At 72.6% G+C, this 15,390-nt stretch carries 13 protein-coding genes and 1 pseudogene; 5 read left to right on the forward strand and 9 right to left on the reverse strand.

Annotated features, from left to right (window positions below):
• Positions 1-175: 175 nt before the first annotated feature.
• The 7 genes and pseudogenes from V5O40_RS26460 to ssd form a co-directional block, all read right to left on the reverse strand.
• On the reverse strand, positions 176-496 hold the full coding sequence (locus tag V5O40_RS26460) for an Rv3654c family TadE-like protein (protein WP_408631955.1): 321 nt from the start codon (positions 494-496) through the stop codon (positions 176-178).
• Positions 497-657: 161 nt separating this feature from the next.
• On the reverse strand, positions 658-1,026 hold the full coding sequence (locus tag V5O40_RS26465) for a TadE family type IV pilus minor pilin (protein WP_332907981.1): 369 nt from the start codon (positions 1,024-1,026) through the stop codon (positions 658-660).
• A complete protein-coding gene (locus tag V5O40_RS26470) occupies positions 1,023-1,151 on the reverse strand; it encodes a DUF4244 domain-containing protein (RefSeq protein WP_205808979.1) in 129 nt (42 codons plus the stop codon). Before V5O40_RS26470 ends, V5O40_RS26465 begins: the two co-directional genes overlap by 4 nt.
• 63 nt (positions 1,152-1,214) lie before the next feature.
• Positions 1,215-1,823 carry a type II secretion system F family protein gene (locus V5O40_RS26475; RefSeq protein WP_332907989.1) on the reverse strand — a complete coding sequence of 203 codons (609 nt, stop codon included), beginning with the start codon at positions 1,821-1,823 and terminating at the stop codon, positions 1,215-1,217.
• 248 nt (positions 1,824-2,071) lie between these two features.
• A pseudogene (locus V5O40_RS28005) lies at positions 2,072-2,626 on the reverse strand (type II secretion system F family protein); the annotation flags it as partial.
• A 782-nt stretch (positions 2,627-3,408) separates the two neighbouring features.
• Complete coding sequence (locus V5O40_RS26485) at positions 3,409-4,608, reverse strand: TadA family conjugal transfer-associated ATPase (RefSeq protein ID WP_332907982.1); 1,200 nt, start codon at positions 4,606-4,608, stop codon at positions 3,409-3,411.
• Complete coding sequence (gene ssd, locus V5O40_RS26490; protein ID WP_332907983.1) at positions 4,605-5,708, reverse strand: septum site-determining protein Ssd; 1,104 nt, start codon at positions 5,706-5,708, stop codon at positions 4,605-4,607. The genes V5O40_RS26485 and ssd overlap by 4 nt, the downstream gene beginning before the upstream one ends.
• 487 nt (positions 5,709-6,195) lie before the next feature.
• Between ssd and V5O40_RS26495 the strand changes: the two genes are divergently transcribed.
• Positions 6,196-6,852: a VHL beta domain-containing protein gene (locus V5O40_RS26495; RefSeq protein WP_332907984.1), complete on the forward strand. Its 657-nt coding sequence runs from the start codon at positions 6,196-6,198 to the stop codon at positions 6,850-6,852.
• Positions 6,853-6,983: 131 nt separating this feature from the next.
• Positions 6,984-7,913 (forward strand): hypothetical protein, encoded by a 930-nt coding sequence (locus tag V5O40_RS26500; RefSeq protein WP_332907985.1) that lies wholly within the window; start codon positions 6,984-6,986, stop codon positions 7,911-7,913.
• 35 nt (positions 7,914-7,948) lie between these two features.
• On the opposite strand, the gene V5O40_RS26505 is transcribed toward V5O40_RS26500, so the two are convergent.
• On the reverse strand, positions 7,949-8,392 hold the full coding sequence (locus tag V5O40_RS26505; RefSeq protein ID WP_332907986.1) for a hypothetical protein: 444 nt from the start codon (positions 8,390-8,392) through the stop codon (positions 7,949-7,951).
• Between the two features lie 409 nt (positions 8,393-8,801).
• Between V5O40_RS26505 and V5O40_RS26510 the strand changes: the two genes are divergently transcribed.
• The gene (locus V5O40_RS26510; RefSeq protein ID WP_164446469.1) at positions 8,802-9,608 is read left to right on the forward strand and encodes an HAD family hydrolase; all 807 of its coding nucleotides are present in this window, start codon (positions 8,802-8,804) and stop codon (positions 9,606-9,608) included.
• Positions 9,609-9,708: 100 nt separating this feature from the next.
• On the opposite strand, the gene V5O40_RS26515 is transcribed toward V5O40_RS26510, so the two are convergent.
• Positions 9,709-10,452 (reverse strand): Fic family protein, encoded by a 744-nt coding sequence (locus V5O40_RS26515; protein WP_332907987.1) that lies wholly within the window; start codon positions 10,450-10,452, stop codon positions 9,709-9,711.
• Between the two features lie 526 nt (positions 10,453-10,978).
• Between V5O40_RS26515 and acs the strand changes: the two genes are divergently transcribed.
• A complete protein-coding gene (gene acs, locus V5O40_RS26520; protein WP_332907988.1) occupies positions 10,979-12,967 on the forward strand; it encodes an acetate--CoA ligase in 1,989 nt (662 codons plus the stop codon).
• Positions 12,968-13,236: 269 nt separating this feature from the next.
• Positions 13,237-15,390, forward strand: a 2,154-nt coding sequence (locus V5O40_RS26525) for an immune inhibitor A domain-containing protein (protein ID WP_332907990.1), incomplete at its 3' end; no start/stop codon positions are given.

Genomic DNA, 15,390 nt, shown 5'->3' on the forward strand with positions numbered 1-15,390 from the left:
GCCCTCCTGGGCCGGGGCCGCCGGTCCTGACCCGGCCTACCCCCGGGGCCCGGGGCGGGCCCGCTCCACCGGCCCGCCGCGGGGGCCGGCCCACCACCACCGCCCCAGCCGCCCGCGGCCGGGGCATCGTCGTCACCGACTACGTCGACCAGACCACCGGCACCGTCGCACCCGGTCAGCCGCGCAGCGGGCCAGCCCGGCTGGTGGCCCTGGCCGTTCGGGTCATTCCCGGTATCGGGCTCACCACCACCTCGGTGGTGACCAGCACGTCCAGCCCGTCGATCCGGCACCACACCAGCCGGGCGGCGTTCGCGGCGACCAGCTCCGCCGCCCGGGTGCACGCCACCGGCGCGTCCTGAAGGACCCGAGCCGCACCCGCGAGGGCACCGAGATCGGCGGCCACCAACGCCTGCTGGCGCGCCACCCGGGCGGCTCCCACCCCCGCGCCGAACAGGCCCGCCACGACGAACAACAACCCCACCCCCAGCAGGCAGATCGTGGCTCCACCCCGCTCACCACCCCGGGTCGGCGGCCACCACCAGCGCTGCGTCCGGCCAGCCGGCCAGGTGGACGACCACCGGCCAGCCGGCCGGCCCCTCCGTGCCCCGGACCGGCCACACCCCGAGGCGGTGGCGGCCGAGCGAGCTGCGACGGCGCTCACGGTTGCGGCTCCGGCGCACCCGGTTCGACCGCCGCGACGGCCGTGGCCACGACGCTGATCGCGGGCAGGTCGGCGCCGAGGGCGCGGACGGAGGCGCGGACCGTCACCCGGACGAGGTCGCCGTCCGAGACGACGACCACCTCGGCACCGGCCGGGGCCTGCCGGCGGCCCGCGGTGGCGCCCGGCTCACCCCGGGAGGCGGCGAGCGCCGCCTCCCGGGCCGCGTCCAGGCACGCCGCCTTGGTACTCACCGCGTTGATCGTGGTCAGCCCGGTGAGCAGGAGCAGCACCAGCGCCGGCAGGCCGGCCGCCATCTCGGCCGTGAACGATCCCCGGTCGTGGCCGGCCGGCCGGCGCCAGGTCACTTCAGTGCCCGGTCGATGACGGCCGTCAGCGCGGACTGCACACCGTCGGAGGTCAGCACCTTGAGCAGGACACCGCCGAAGGCCACCGCGGCGAGCGTTCCCACCGCGTACTCCGCGGTGTTCATTCCGGCGTCCCCGCGTAGGCGGGCGAGGATTCTGCGCACCTGTTCGTCCTTTCTCGTTGGGTTTCACAGCACGTCGCCGAGGACAGCGACGATCACCGGCACCAGACCGGCGAGAATGAAGGCCGGCAGAAAGCACAGGCCCAGCGGCAGCACGATCAGCACGCCGGCACGGCGCGCAGCCGCCTCGAGCGCGACGGCGCGATCAGCTCTCAGGTCGTCGGCGAGTCGGGTGAGCGCTCCGGCCAGGGCGGCGCCACTGCTCGCCGAGCGGATCGCGGCGGTGGCCACGCGGTGCGCTCCCGGCACCTCCGCCAGATGTGCCCACGCCTCGTGGGGCCCACCGCCGAGTTGCAGCGTCCGGCCGACCCGGGCAAGTTGTCGGCCCAGCGGCCCGCCGAGCGCGTCGGCCACGGCGAGCAGCGAGCGTTCCACGGGTGCCCCTGCCCGCAGCGCCGCCGCCAGCAGGTCAGCGGCCAGCGGTAGGTCGGCGGTGGCACGCAGCCGGCGACGACGCACGGTCGGCGGCTCGATCCGACGGAGCAGCCGGTCGAGCAGCACCGCCGTGGGCAGTGCCGCCACCGGTCCGGCCCAACCCTCGATCAGCACCGCCGCCGCCAGACCGGACAGCCCGGCGGCCAGCCGGACGAGATCCAGTCCCCACCGATTCGTAATCCGCGACGGGGTCGTCGAAGCCGGTGCCGAGGCTCCGTCAGGTGACCCGTCGCGCTGGGCGGCCGGTCTCCCTCCGTGGGACGTCGTACACCCGGGCAACGACCGCCGGAACCGCTGACCCACCCGGCCGGACCTCGACTGTCCGGACAGCCGACGCAGCCGGCGTCGAGGCCGGTACCGGCCGACCGCGAGCCCAGCGACCAGTACGACGCCGGCCATTCCGCCGGCCACCAGCTGCGTCCCGGACATCAGCTGCTCCCGGCGGAGGTGGCCGAGAGTCGCTCCGCCCAGAGCAAGCCGATCACCTGAAGGCCCACGGCGGCGACGGCGCACGCACCACCGACCGGCGTGTGCAGCAGCACCTGGAGGGGATCCACCCCGATGCCGTAGCCGAGGCCGATCCCGCCCAGCGGCAGGGCGGCAAGCAACCAGGCGGTCGCGCGGGCACCCGACGCCTGGGCCGTGGCCGCCGCCAGCCCTCGGTCCGTCGACCGGGCGTCGGCCTCGATCCGCTCCACCAGATCGGCCAGGGGCGCCCCCGTACGCTCGGCCAGCCGTACCGCGGCCCCGGCCAGCCGCCCGAGCCGATCCTCGGCGGGACCGGGCATGGCCGGGCGCGGTAGCTGCTCGGAGCCGACGGGCCGGCCGTCGTCGGTGCCGGTCTCACCCGGCGCGACCGGGTGGGCCACCGCCGGCGTGACACCGGACAACGAGTTCGTCAGCACCTGCGCGGCCACCGGCACCGGCAGACCCACCCGCAGGTCCCCGGCCAGGGCGCACAGCTGATCCAGCCGCTCCCGGCGGTCCCGGACGGCCCGGCCCTGGGCCGCCCGGCGGCGCATCGCTCGCACACCCAGTACGCCGTAACCGGCCAGGGCCACCGCCGCCACCGGACCGGCCAGCAACTGACCGATCCCCGCGCCCAACAGGCAGGTCAGCACCAGAACCGGCCGCGGTGTCGCCACTGACGCCGCCGGTCGTTTCGCCAGCGGTGCCCGCTGATCGGTCTGCGCGCGATGCTCGACCGGTACCCGCAGGTCGGCCGGTACGCTCTGGCCCGTCTGGTCACGGTGGCCGGACTGGTCGCGGTGGTCGATGCCGCCCCTGGCGGTCTGATCCTCTTCCAACAATCCCGTGCCGGCTCCCCGCGCCGTCGGCTCCGCGACGGCGGATGCCCCTCCCGGTACGACAACACCGGCTACCCCACCGGGCCCCCTCGGCCGTCGACTTCCGCGCGGCCCCGGCGGACGGGAGGCGGTCGGTGCCGTCGGCGGCCCCGACCTGGGCCAGCCGATCGGGGACACCGCTGGCCTCGACGGCTGAGCTGCACGCCACGCAGGCGCTGCCTCCGTTGTCGTCGGCCACCCGACACCGGTCGGTTCCGGGCTGCGCCAACCCCGGCCTCGCAGGCTCTCGCCGTCCCGGCGACCACCTGCCTCACGTAGGCCGACGATCCACGCAACCAGCGGATCGTCGGCCGCTTTCCCGCCCTCCTCGGACCCGGACAGAGCACGTCGCCCGCGCATCCGGTAGGTCAGGGCGACAAGGACCGGCAACACCGACGTCGCCCACCACCACGCGCCACTCATGACGACACCGCCGACGCGGGCCAGGGCTCGCACAGAATCGGCGGCACCGGCACGTCGCGGTTGCGGATCAGGGTGCCGAGCGCCCGGGCCGCCAGCCCGAGCCCCCGACCACGAACCCACGCGGGGACCGCGGTGACCAGCCGCTCGGGTCCTTCCGGCAACAGCAGGCAGACGGACTCCAGCATGCGGCCCTGCGGGGTACGGCGAATCTGGAAGACCACCTGAAGCGCCGCCGCCACCTGGGCGTGCAGCGCCGGACGGGGCAACCCGCCGAGCAGCCCGAGCGCCTCCAACCGGGCCGGTACGTCCGACGGGGTGTTGGCGTGCAGCGTCCCCGCCCCGCCCTCGTGCCCGGTGTTCAGGGCGGCCAGCAGGTCGACCACCTCCGCGCCCCGGCACTCGCCGACCACCAGCCGGTCCGGTCGCATCCGCAGCGCCTGCCGGACCAGCTCGCTCAGGCCGACGGCACCCGAGCCCTCCACGTTGGCCGTTCGTGTCTGCAGGCCCACCACGTGCGGGTGCACCGGTCGCAACTCGGCGGCGTCCTCGACCAGCACGATTCGCTCGGTCGTCGGCACCAGGCCGAGCAAGGTGTTCAACAGGGTCGTCTTGCCGGAGCCGGTGCCGCCGATCACCAGATAGGCGAGCCGCGCCGCCACCACGGCGGCGAGCACCGGCGCCACCGGCCGGGCCACCGCGCCCTGGGTCACGAGTTCGTCGAGGGTGAAGGGCCGCTGTCGGAAGGTACGCAGCGACAGGTAGGGCCCGTCGGTCGCCACCGGCGGTAGCACCGCGTGCAGCCGCGTACCGTCGGCCAGCCGGGCGTCGACGCACGGCGCACCGTCGTCCAGCCGACGACCGGCTCCGGCCGCGAGCCGCTGCGCGAGTCGACGAACGTCGTCGGGCGTGCCCACCGGCACCGGCACCTGGTGCAGCCCCTGCCCCCGGTCGACCCACACCCGCGCCCCGTTGACCAGTACGTCCGTCACCTCGGGGTCGGCCAGCAGCACGGCGAGCGGGCCCGCGCCCACCAGGTCGTCACGGACCCGGTCGGCGATCCGCAGCAGGGCGTTGTCACCGAGCACGGCGGCGTCAGGCTCGGCGCGTACCGCGGAGACGATCGCGGCCGGGGTCACCGGCGCGGTGGTCGCGGCGATCCGCTGCCGTACCCGGGCCGCGAGGTTCTCCCCGGTCATGCCGCACCCGCCGCGGGCTGCCCGGTGAGCTCGGCGACGATCCGCTGGCAGAGCTCGGCCAGCGGGCCGCGCCCACCGGCCGCCGGCGCCTCACCCCGCTCCAGCCCACGGCACAGCCCCGGTTCGGGCCGGAGTGAGCCGGCCAGTGGCAGGCCGAGTGCTCGGGCCACCTCGGTGGCGCGCAGCCGGCCGGGAGCGGGACCCCGGACGATGACCGAGAGGTCATGACAGTGCGGGGCGACCGCCGTGACCACCCGGGCCGCGGCGGCGGTTGCCCGCAGTTCGGCGGGTACGACCACGAACGCGCGGTCGGCGGCCTGAAGCGCGGTCACCGCGGCGTCGTCGAGTTGCCGGGGCAGGTCGACCACCACGAGGTCCCGGCTCCGCCGGGCGGCGTCCAGGGTGGCGGCCACCGCCTCGGCCGGCACCGCGATCAGGTCGCCACGGTCCCAGGAGAGCACCACCAGATCGCCCCGGCTGGGCAACGCGCGGACCAGCGCCGGTGCGTCGACCCGCCCGTCGGCGCCGGTCAGCGCCGGCCAGCGCAGCCCTTCCAGCTGCTCCCAGCCGAGCACCAGATCCAGGCCGCCGCCGAGCGGATCGGCGTCGAGCAGGAGAGTACGCAGCCGTGCCCGGGCGGCGGTGACGGCGAGACCACCGGCGAGGATGCTGGCACCGGCGCCACCCCGACCACCGACCAACGCGACCATCCGGGCGTGAGCCGGGGCCCCGCCGTCGCTGACGCAGTCGGCGAACCGGTCCACCAGCCACGGCTCGGCCGCGGGCAACACGGCGACGTGTTCTGCCCCGAGCAGCTCGGCCACCTGCCAGCCGGACTCGACGTCGCCGGACCGTCCCACCAGGACGAGTCGGCTTCGTCGGGGTAGCCGCGCCCGCAGGCAGGGCTGTGCCTGGTCGCTGCCGACGAGGACCAACGGGGACGGCCGCCAGCGGGTGCGGGCGGCCGCCGGATCGGCGGCGACCTCCACCTCGACTCCGCCCGCGGCAGCGAGCCGAAGCAGGTCGTCGAGCAGGTCACCGTCCGAGGTGACGACCAGCGGCAGGCGCCGGTCCGGTGGGACGGAGGTACGGGATGGCATCGCGGCCTCCAGGCGGTCGGCGCGGGTTCACTGGGTCGAACCCTGCCGCCGCTGCCACCCCGGATGCCGCCCCGGACGGCGGGCCTGTGGACAACGAAGCGTTCTGTGGACAACGCCCACAACGGCCGTTGATCTGTTATACGGAGGGGCCGCACACCGCGCCTGTCCGACCCGCACCACCCATGGCGGGACGTGACGCGCACCACGCATAATCGACGTCCTGTGCCGTCGGCCGAACGGCATTCCTCGCCGGATCGAGGTCATGACTCAGTCGCCAGATCACGAACAGCCCCGTGTCGAGCCGAGGCTGCGGGTCGGCCCCTGGCTGTTCGACCCGCGTTCCCGCGCCAGGCAATTGTCGGCGCGTCCGGTTCCACGCGCACTGCCACCGGCACCGGTCGCAGGCGACGGCGGACCGTTCACCGAACCCCCGCCCGTACGCGAACCGACCGTCGCCTTCGAACCCGCCCGCCGCGCTTCCGGCCGAATGTCGCACCGGCTGATGCTCGCTGGCCTCGCCGCCGCCGTGCTCGGTCTCCTGTTCACCACGCTCTGGCCGGCGGCCGAACCCCCGACCGTCGCGGCACCGGAGGTGCCGTCGGACTGGATCCCGCCGCGGCCAGGTGACTCCAGTTCGGAGGGTGTCGCCTCCGCCGGTGCGCTGTCGCCATCCGCACCGGCGGCCTCGTCGTCCGTCGGCGGGGTCTCCTCCTCCCGGCCGCAACTCAGTCGGCGGGCGACGCCGGTCCCGTCGGCCACCCGTCCTGCCGCACCGACCGTGCCGCCCAGGCCGAGCGCCCGACCGACCCCCACGCCGAGTCGGTCGGCAGGCCCGCCACCGACCACCCGACCGCCCGAGCCGGCGCAGCTGACCCCGCTACCGGCGTGGCGGGAACATGATCTGCGCTCGGTCAGCGGCGGCAGCGAGACGAGCATCGAGTTCGTCAACCTCCGCTCACGATCGGTGATCGTGTACTGGCTGGACCAGCGTGGGCACCGGAGGCAGTACGCCGTGCTGCACCCGGGTGAGTCGTACCGGCAGCACACGTACGTCGGTCATCCCTGGGTGGTGACCGACCGGCGTGGTCGCGCCCTGGTCTGCTTCGAACCGACGCGTACCTCCGGCCGAGCCGTGATCAGGTGACCTGGTGCGGCCGACTGCCGTACCAGCGCCCGGTGCGGCTGTCCGCTGGGTGACAGCACCCTGGCGGAGCGGCGGGACGCGCCTACGCTTGGCGCACCTTTCGCCGGCCACGCTCCGGAGGGAGCCGTCCCATGCCATCCATCCTCGCCACGGCGCTCCTCACGGCCGCCCTGACGGCCGCACCCACAGCCGCCGTGTCCCCAGCCCGCACCGACTACCGCGCGGTGGACCTCGGCACACTCGGCGGTGACAGCAGCTACGCCACCGCCATGAACGACCGAGGTGACGTGGTCGGCCGGGCCCAGGGCGTGGACGGCGTCTACCGCGGATTCCTCTGGCGCAAAGGCCGGATGATCGATCTCGGCGACTTCAGCCCGATCGACGTCAACGACCGAGGGCAGGTCGTCGGCGTCCGCGACGACGGCTCCGGCGCGTACGTCTGGCATCGCGGCGTGCTGCGGCCGCTGGGCGGCCGGTCCGGCCGGCCCGTGGCGATCAACGACCGCGGTCAGGTCGTGGGCCACACCGACGCCGGCCCTGTCCTGTGGACGAACCGCCGTCCCCGGCCATTGCCCCTCGACGACGTGTCCGACATCAACGAGCGCGGCCAGGTCGCCGGCGGGGTGTCCGTGCCGGACGGCTTCCACGCCGTCCGGTGGCACCGTGGCCGGGTCACCGACCTCGGCGCCGGCCCCTTCAACCGCAGCAACACGTACGCCCTCAACGACCGTGGCTGGATCATCGGCTGGCAGTTCTCGGCGGAGCAGTCCGAACGCGGCATCCTCTGGCGACACGGACGCGCCCTGGACGTCGGTACCCTCGGCGGCAGCTTCACCCGCCTACGGGCAATCAACAACCGTGGCGAGATCCTGGCCAGTTCCCAGGCCACCGACGGAAGCGAACGCCCGGCGCTGTGGCGGCGCGGCGTGCTGCACGACCTCAGCCTCGCCGGAGTCAGCACCGAGGGCGAGGTGGTCGACCTCGATGACCGTGGCCGCATCGCCGCCTCGATCCGCCCGGTCTGGGGTGTGAGCCGCGCGATCGTCTACCACCCGCGCTGACGGAACCAGTCCGGGCGACTGCGGTGACGCCTGGGCTAGACCGAACCCGTCTTCAGCCTGCGCTGGGCGACCAGGACATAGGCCGCAGTAGGGCCAAGCGCAGCCCCCGCGCCGCCCACGCACGCCAACAACGTGCCGGCAACCGTCGGCCTGTCGGTCAGTACCGCGATGCCGGCCACGTAGAGCATCGCCAGCACTGCGGCGACGGCGAACGCGACAAGCAACTTCACGGACAGCCGTCCGCCTCTCGAGGCGATCTCGCCGATCCAGCCCGCCGGCACGAACAGCAGCGGCACCAGGGCGACGCCCAGACACGCCAACGAAGCGCACAGTACCGGCCCGGCGAGCGGGCCACCCAGATCTCCAGTGGTGCTCGACGCGTACACGAGCAGTCCGGCGTAGATGACGGGTGTCTGCGCCACGAACACCACCCAGGCGACAAGCGCGCCGGCTCCGTGGCGAGCAATCGTTCTGTTCATCGTGCCTCCCAGGCGACAGCCTCGGGAGGGTATGCCACCCGACAGACACGGCTTCACCTGGGCCGGCAACGGGAGGGGAAAGGGACGACCCCCGTCGGGGGGAGACGGGGGTCGTCGGAGGTTCGGCTCCGGGGGGGTCGAGCCGAACCCGCTCAGCGGTCACGGGGGGTGCAACCGCCGAGAGTCTGCCGGTTGTACGAGATATGAATGCCTGTGCTGTAACCAAGTCTGCCTGAGCGGACCTGTGTACGTCGAGTGGTGTAGCCTCCACTCCCTGCGAAATCCTGTTCGCTGGGTGTGACCACGGTCACTGTTCGCAGGCGGGTGGGGGTCGGTCCGCAGGTCCGAGCGCTCTTCAGCCCCCCCGGGCACCCGCCGACGATAGACCATCGGGCTAGACTTTCGCGCCGTGGGCCGAAGTGCCGCTTTCTTCGATCTGGACAAGACCGTCATCGCCAAGTCGAGTGCCTTGGCGTTCGGCAGGCCGTTCTACCGGGACGGCCTGATCACTCGGCGTGACGTGGTCAAGTCGGCGTACGCGCAGCTGATGTTCCGGCTGGGCGGCACCGACGAGCAGACCATGGCCCGGACCCGTGACTATCTCGCCACCCTGTGCAAGGGGTGGCCGGTGGAGCAGGTCCGTCAGATCGTCGCGGAGACGCTGCACGAACTGATCAACCCTTACGTGTACGCGGAGGCCGCCGCGCTGATCGAGGAGCATCAGGCCGCCGGCCGGGACGTGGTGTTGGTTTCCGCCTCGGGCGAGGAGATGGTGCGCCCCATCGGTGCGCTGCTCGGGGTGACCGACGTGATCGCCACCCGGATGGGCGTGGTCGACGGCCGGTACAGCGGCGAGGTCGAGTTCTACGCCGCCGGTCCCAGCAAGGTCGAGGCGGTCAGCGAACTCGCCACCGCCCGGGACTACGACCTGGCCGACTCGTACGCCTACTCCGACTCGTACAGCGATCGCCCGTTGCTGGAGTGCGTGGGGCACCCGTCGGTGGTCAACCCGGACCGGCAGCTGCGCCGGCTGGCCGTCGAGAACGCCTGGCCGGTGCTCGAGTTCCGGCACCCGGTACCGCTGGGGCGGCGGCTACGCGAGCGGCCCGCCGTGCCGGTCGCCGCGGCGGCGCTCGGCGTCGGTGTCGGGGTGGCCATCGGCATCGCCTGGTACGGCCGGCATCGCCGTACCCGCGCCTCCGCCTCGCCGGCCTGACCGCGCACCCTCGGGCTTCCCTACCGACGCCGAAGCCAGGAGGCCGCACCCGACAGGCACGGCCAGCGACACCACCAGCGGACGGATCGGCGGTACGCGCTCAGGCGGCCAGGATGTCGTCGCCGATCGCGGTGAGCTGGTCGGCGCCCACCTCGACGGCGGACATGTAGTGGCGGAGCCACGATCGCAGCCCGTCCGGGGTGCCGGTGGCGAAGGCACCGGCCGCGCCCACGTACTCCGGCTCGCGTTCCCGGTGCCCGACGTCGACGGCGAGCAGGCCGCGTGGGTCGAATCCGGTGGAGAGCAGCACGAGACGGGCCGCGCCCCGGGCGACCACGCCGGACGGGCCGGCGAACGGGCGCAGGTTGAGCAGTTCACCGTGTACGACCGCGGCCAGCACGAGCGGAGTGACCCGGGTGCCGCCCGCCACCAGGGCGGCCAGGGCGTCGAGCCGGGCGGCCACCACCGGATCGTCTACCGGGCGGCCCAGCGCGGTCTCGGCGACCACCTCGCGGGCGGCGAGCACGTGCAGCTTCGCCAGCACCTGCCGGGGGGCCTTCGGCCAGAGTTCACTGAGCCCGGGCAGGGCGCCGGCCACCCGCAGCGCGCCCTGGAGCACCGGTTCGGTGACGGTGCCGGCGCGTACCGTCTCCCGCTCGTGGTGGTGACCCTCCAGCCCGGCGCTGGCCACCGCGGAGCGCAGGCTCACCTCGGCGGCGACCTGGCCGCCGTGGCGCCGCAGCGCCCGGTGGCCGAGCGCCCGGTCGAACCGGTCGCGGGCCCGCTCCACGGCGGCGGCGATGTCGGCGAGGTCGAGCAGCGGCGCGAGCGGATCGGCGGTCACCCCGACACGGTAGCGACGGAGGCGGTGAGCCCGGGCGCGAGTCACCGGCAACGCGACCCACGCCACCCGCCGACCGGACGGCAACCACCCGCCCGGCCCGACGGGGACCGCCCCGCCTGACCGGGCGCGGACCACCGGTCCAACCCAGCGCGAACCACCTGCCCAGCCCGCTGGGCTGCCCCTGGCGGGCTACGTCGGGAGGGCCGAGGTCCCGTCATGCGGCATGTCGGGCCATCACGGCGACGGGAGGACCCGACATGCCGCAAGCCGTGACCGATCGAACGCCCACGCCATGTGCCCCGGCGGAGAAGAGCAGACCCTGCACCTCGGCGCGTCGGAGGGGCCGTTGAGCGACGGGCGCGTCGGGGATCGGTCGCCTCGCTCGGCCGCCGCGACTAACCTGCCCGGGAGAGACCCAGGTCACCCGAACGACGAGGAGTCACCGCATGAGCGAGCGTCAGCGAGCGAATCATCAACGCGGCGCGCTGGTGCCTCATGGCGGCACGGAGCGAAGCGGAGTGCCGGCATGAGCGAGGCATTGGCCAATCTGCTGAACGAGACGCGCCAGTTCCCGCCGCCGGCCGAACTCGCCGCCGACGCCAACGTCACCGCGGACGCGTACGCCGAGGCGGCGGCCGACCGGCTCGCCTTCTGGGAGCGTCAGGCGTCCCGGCTGGCGTGGACCAGGCAGTGGGACGAGGTGCTGGACTGGTCCCGGCCGCCGTTCGCGAAGTGGTTCGTCGGCGGGCAGTTGAACGTGGCCTACAACTGTCTGGACCGGCACGTGGAGGCTGGCCGGGGTGACAAGGTGGCGATCCACTGGGAGGGCGAGCCCGGCGACAGCCGCACCCTCACCTACGCCGACCTGCACCGGATGACCTGCCAGGCGGCGAACGCGCTCACCGATCTCGGGGTGACCGCCGGTGACCGGGTGGCGATCTACCTGCCGATGATCCCGGAGGCCGCGGTCGCGATGCTGGCCTGTGCCCGGATCGGCGCCACGCACAGTGTGGTCTTCGGCGGCTTCTCCGCCGACGCGCTGACCAACCGGATCCAGGACGCCTCGGCGAAGGTCGTCATCACCGCCGACGGCGGGTACCGGCGCGGCAAGCCGTCCGCGCTCAAGCCGACCGTCGACGAGGCGGTGGCGAACTGCCCGTCGGTCGAGCACGTCCTGGTGGTCCGGCGGACCGGCGAGGAGGTCGGCTGGTCCGGCCGGGACCACTGGTGGCACGAGACGGTGGAGCAGGCGTCGGCCGAGCACACCGCGCAGCCGTTCGACGCCGAGCACCCGTTGTTCATCCTCTACACCAGCGGCACCACCGCCCGGCCGAAGGGCATCCTGCACACCACCGGCGGTTACCTGACCCAGGCGGCCTACACCTCGTACGCGGTCTTCGACCTGAAGCCGGACTCCGACGTCTACTGGTGCACGGCGGACATCGGCTGGGTGACCGGTCACTCCTACATCGTCTACGGCCCGCTGGCCAACGGGGTGACCCAGGTGATGTACGAGGGCACCCCGGACACCCCGCACAAGGGCCGCTTCTGGGAGATCGTCGACCGGTACCGGGTGACCATCCTCTACACGGCGCCGACGTTGATCCGCACCATGATGAAGTGGGGCGAGGAGATCCCGGCCGAGTACGACCTCTCCTCGCTGCGGCTGCTCGGTAGCGTCGGCGAGCCGATCAACCCCGAGGCCTGGATGTGGTACAGGCAGCACGTGGGGCGGGGCGAGCTGCCCATCGTGGACACCTGGTGGCAGACCGAGACCGGCAGCATGATGATCTCACCGCTGCCGGGGGTGACCGCCGCCAAGCCGGGCTCGGCGATGACGCCGCTGCCGGGCATCGTCGCGGACGTGGTGGACGACCAGGGCCAGTCGGTGCCGAACGGCGGTGGCGGTTACCTCGTGCTGCGCGAGCCGTGGCCGTCGATGCTGCGCACCATCTGGGGAGACGACAACCGGTTCATCGAGACGTACTGGTCGCGGTTCGGCGCGGGTGCCGGTGGCGACGGCCCGTGGATCTACTTCGCCGGTGACGGCGCGAAGAAGGACGACGACGGGCACGTCTGGCTGCTCGGCCGGGTCGACGACGTGATGCTGGTGTCGGGGCACAACATCTCCACCACGGAGGTGGAGTCGGCGCTGGTGTCGCACCCGTCGGTGGCGGAGGCGGCCGTGGTCGGCGCCACCGACCCGACCACCGGGCAGGCGATCGTCGCGTTCGCCATCCCGAGGGGCAGCACCGAGATCTCCGGCGAGGCCGGTGAGCAGCTCATCGCCGACCTGCGCAACCACGTGGCGAGGACGCTCGGCCCGATCGCCAAGCCCCGGCAGATCATGCTGGTGCCGGAGTTGCCGAAGACCCGGTCCGGGAAGATCATGCGCCGGTTGCTGCGGGACGTGGCGGAGAACCGCTCGCTGGGCGACGTGACCACGTTGCAGGACTCGTCCGTGATGGATCTGATCTCCTCGGGGATGAGCGGCGGCAAGTCCGACGAGGACTGACGACAGACGTACGACCCGAAGGGTGGCCGTCCGGCATCGGACCGCCACCCTTCGTCATGTTCCCGCACGTCAACCCGGGGTCGGCATGTGACAGTGAAAACGCCTGCCAACAAAAAGGTGCAACAAATTTTGGCCACAACTCTTCTCACCAGCCCCACGAGTGCCTAGGTTCACCACTGGCCCCATTTACGGGGGCCTCTTTTCACCGACCCGCAACCCCCGACGGGTCGGTTCCCTCAATCCGGAGGTACCACGTGCGGAAAGTCGCAGTGGGTCTGCTCGGGCTCTCCTTGACGGCGACAGGACTGACGGTCGGCACATCCGCCGCCGCCGCGCCACAGCCGGAGAACCCGGCGGCCGCCCCGTCCATCGCGGAGCCCGCCCACGCCGAACACGACCTGCCGAACCCGCTTGAGGCCAAGCGCCGCGCCCTGCGCCAGGAGGGCCTCAGTGAGGTGCTCTCGGGCCGAGCCAAGGCCGAACGGATCAACGGCAGCACGGTGGTCAAGGTCGGTGAGCGGGCCGCCCGCGGCGGTGAGGCCGGCCGCAACGCCAAGGCCACCAAGCGCGGCCGAGGGCCCACCGAGAAGCAGTACGTCGAGCTGTCCCGGGAACAGACCGACCAGATCTTCGTGATCCTCGCCGAGTTCGGCAACGACCGGCACCCGAACTACCCGGACCAGGACACCGACCCGGACATCCCCGGCCCGACGAAGTTCGACGGTCCGCTGCACAACGAGATCCCCGAGCCGGACCGGTCGGTGGACAACTCCACCGTCTGGCAGCCGGACTACGACGCCGACCACTACCGGACGCTCTACTTCGGCACCGAGCCCGGTGACGAGTCGGTGAAGCAGTACTACGAGGCCCAGTCCTCCGGCCGGTACAGCGTCGACGGCGTGGTCACCGACTGGGTGAAGGTCCAGTACAACGAGGCCCGCTACGGCCGTTCCAGCGGCTACCCCTGCGACGGGATCGTCTGCAACAACGTCTGGGCGCTGGTGCGCGACGCCGCCAACCAGTGGGTCGCGGACCAGCAGGCGGCCGGGCGGACCGACGAGGAGATCGCCGCCGACGTACGGGCGATGGACGAGTGGGACCGCTACGACCACGACGGTGACGGCGACTTCAACGAGCCGGACGGCTACATCGACCACTTCCAGATCGTGCACGCCGGTGGCGACATGGCCGACGGCGACCCGATCCAGGGCGAGGACGCCATCTGGAGCCACCGCTGGTACGCGTACGCCTCCGACCAGGGGCGCACCGGGCCGTCGAACTTCCCGGCGGGCGGTACCCAGATCGGCGACACCGGCGTCTGGATCGGCGACTACACCATCCAGCCGGAGAACGGCGGTCGCAGCGTCTTCTACCACGAGTACGCCCACGACCTCGGCCTGCCGGACGACTACAACGTCATCAGCGGCGGCGACAACAACAACGAGCACTGGACGCTGATGGCCCAGAGCCGCCTCGGCGCCAAGCACGACGGTGGCATCGGCGAGCGCGGCGGCGACCTCGGCGCCTGGAACAAGCTCCAGCTCGGTTGGCTCGACTACGAGGTCATCGTGGCCGGGCAGAAGCGGACGCTGACCCTCGGCCCGCAGGAGTACAACACCAAGCAGGCCCAGGCCGCCGTGGTGGTGCTGCCCGAGCGGGAGTACTCCTTCGACAACGGCGCGCCGTTCGAGGGTGACAAGCAGTTCTTCTCCGGCAACGCGGACGACCTCAACAGCACCATGACCCGCACGTTCGACCTGACCGGGAAGTCGGCGGCGACGCTGTCGATGAAGGGCCGCTACAGCATCGAGGCGGACTACGACTACCTGTTCTTCGAGACCTCGGTCGACGGCGGGCAGACCTGGACGTCGCAGAACGGCACGGTCGACGGCGAACCGTTGAAGGAGATCTCCCCCGGCCGGTTCGCGCTGGACGGCAGCTCCGACGACGAGTGGGTCGACATCGAGATTCCGCTGGACCAGGTGGCCGGGGACAGCGTCGCGTTCCGGTTGCGCTACCAGACCGACGGCGGTGTCTCCGAAGGCGGCTTCTTCGGTGACGCGGTCACCCTCACCGCCGACGGCGAGACCGTCTTCACCGACGGTGCGGAGTCCGACGGTGACGGCTGGACGTTGGCCGGCGGGTTCGAGGTGGTCGAGGCGACGTACACGCGGAGCTTCGCGAACTACTACATCGCCGGCACCCGGCAGTACATCTCGTACGACAGGTACCTCAAGACCGGCCCGTACTTCTTCGGGTACGAGAACACCAAGCCGGACTACGTGGACCACTACGCGTACCAGGAGGGGCTGCTGATCTCGTACTGGAACACCCGGTGGGCGGACAACGACACGTTCGCGCACCCGGGCGAGGGCCGGAACATGATCATCGACGCCCACCCGCGGCCGATCTACAACCTGACC

It is taken from the genome of Micromonospora palythoicola (assembly GCF_036689795.1).
In the GTDB taxonomy this organism is placed as follows: Bacteria; Actinomycetota; Actinomycetes; order Mycobacteriales; family Micromonosporaceae; genus Micromonospora; species Micromonospora palythoicola.

What these genes read in the sequence shown, in the direction of transcription:
- V5O40_RS26470 (WP_205808979.1), bottom strand. Translation starts at nt 1,151, where the DNA reads ATGAACACCGCGGAGTACGCGGTGGGAACGCTCGCCGCGGTGGCCTTC.
- V5O40_RS26485 (WP_332907982.1), bottom strand. Translation starts at nt 4,608, where the DNA reads ATGACCGGGGAGAACCTCGCGGCCCGGGTACGGCAGCGGATCGCCGCG.
- ssd (WP_332907983.1), bottom strand. Translation starts at nt 5,708, where the DNA reads ATGCCATCCCGTACCTCCGTCCCACCGGACCGGCGCCTGCCGCTGGTC.
- V5O40_RS26495 (WP_332907984.1), top strand. Translation starts at nt 6,196, where the DNA reads ATGTCGCACCGGCTGATGCTCGCTGGCCTCGCCGCCGCCGTGCTCGGT.
- V5O40_RS26500 (WP_332907985.1), top strand. Translation starts at nt 6,984, where the DNA reads ATGCCATCCATCCTCGCCACGGCGCTCCTCACGGCCGCCCTGACGGCC.
- V5O40_RS26505 (WP_332907986.1), bottom strand. Translation starts at nt 8,392, where the DNA reads ATGAACAGAACGATTGCTCGCCACGGAGCCGGCGCGCTTGTCGCCTGG.
- acs (WP_332907988.1), top strand. Translation starts at nt 10,979, where the DNA reads ATGAGCGAGGCATTGGCCAATCTGCTGAACGAGACGCGCCAGTTCCCG.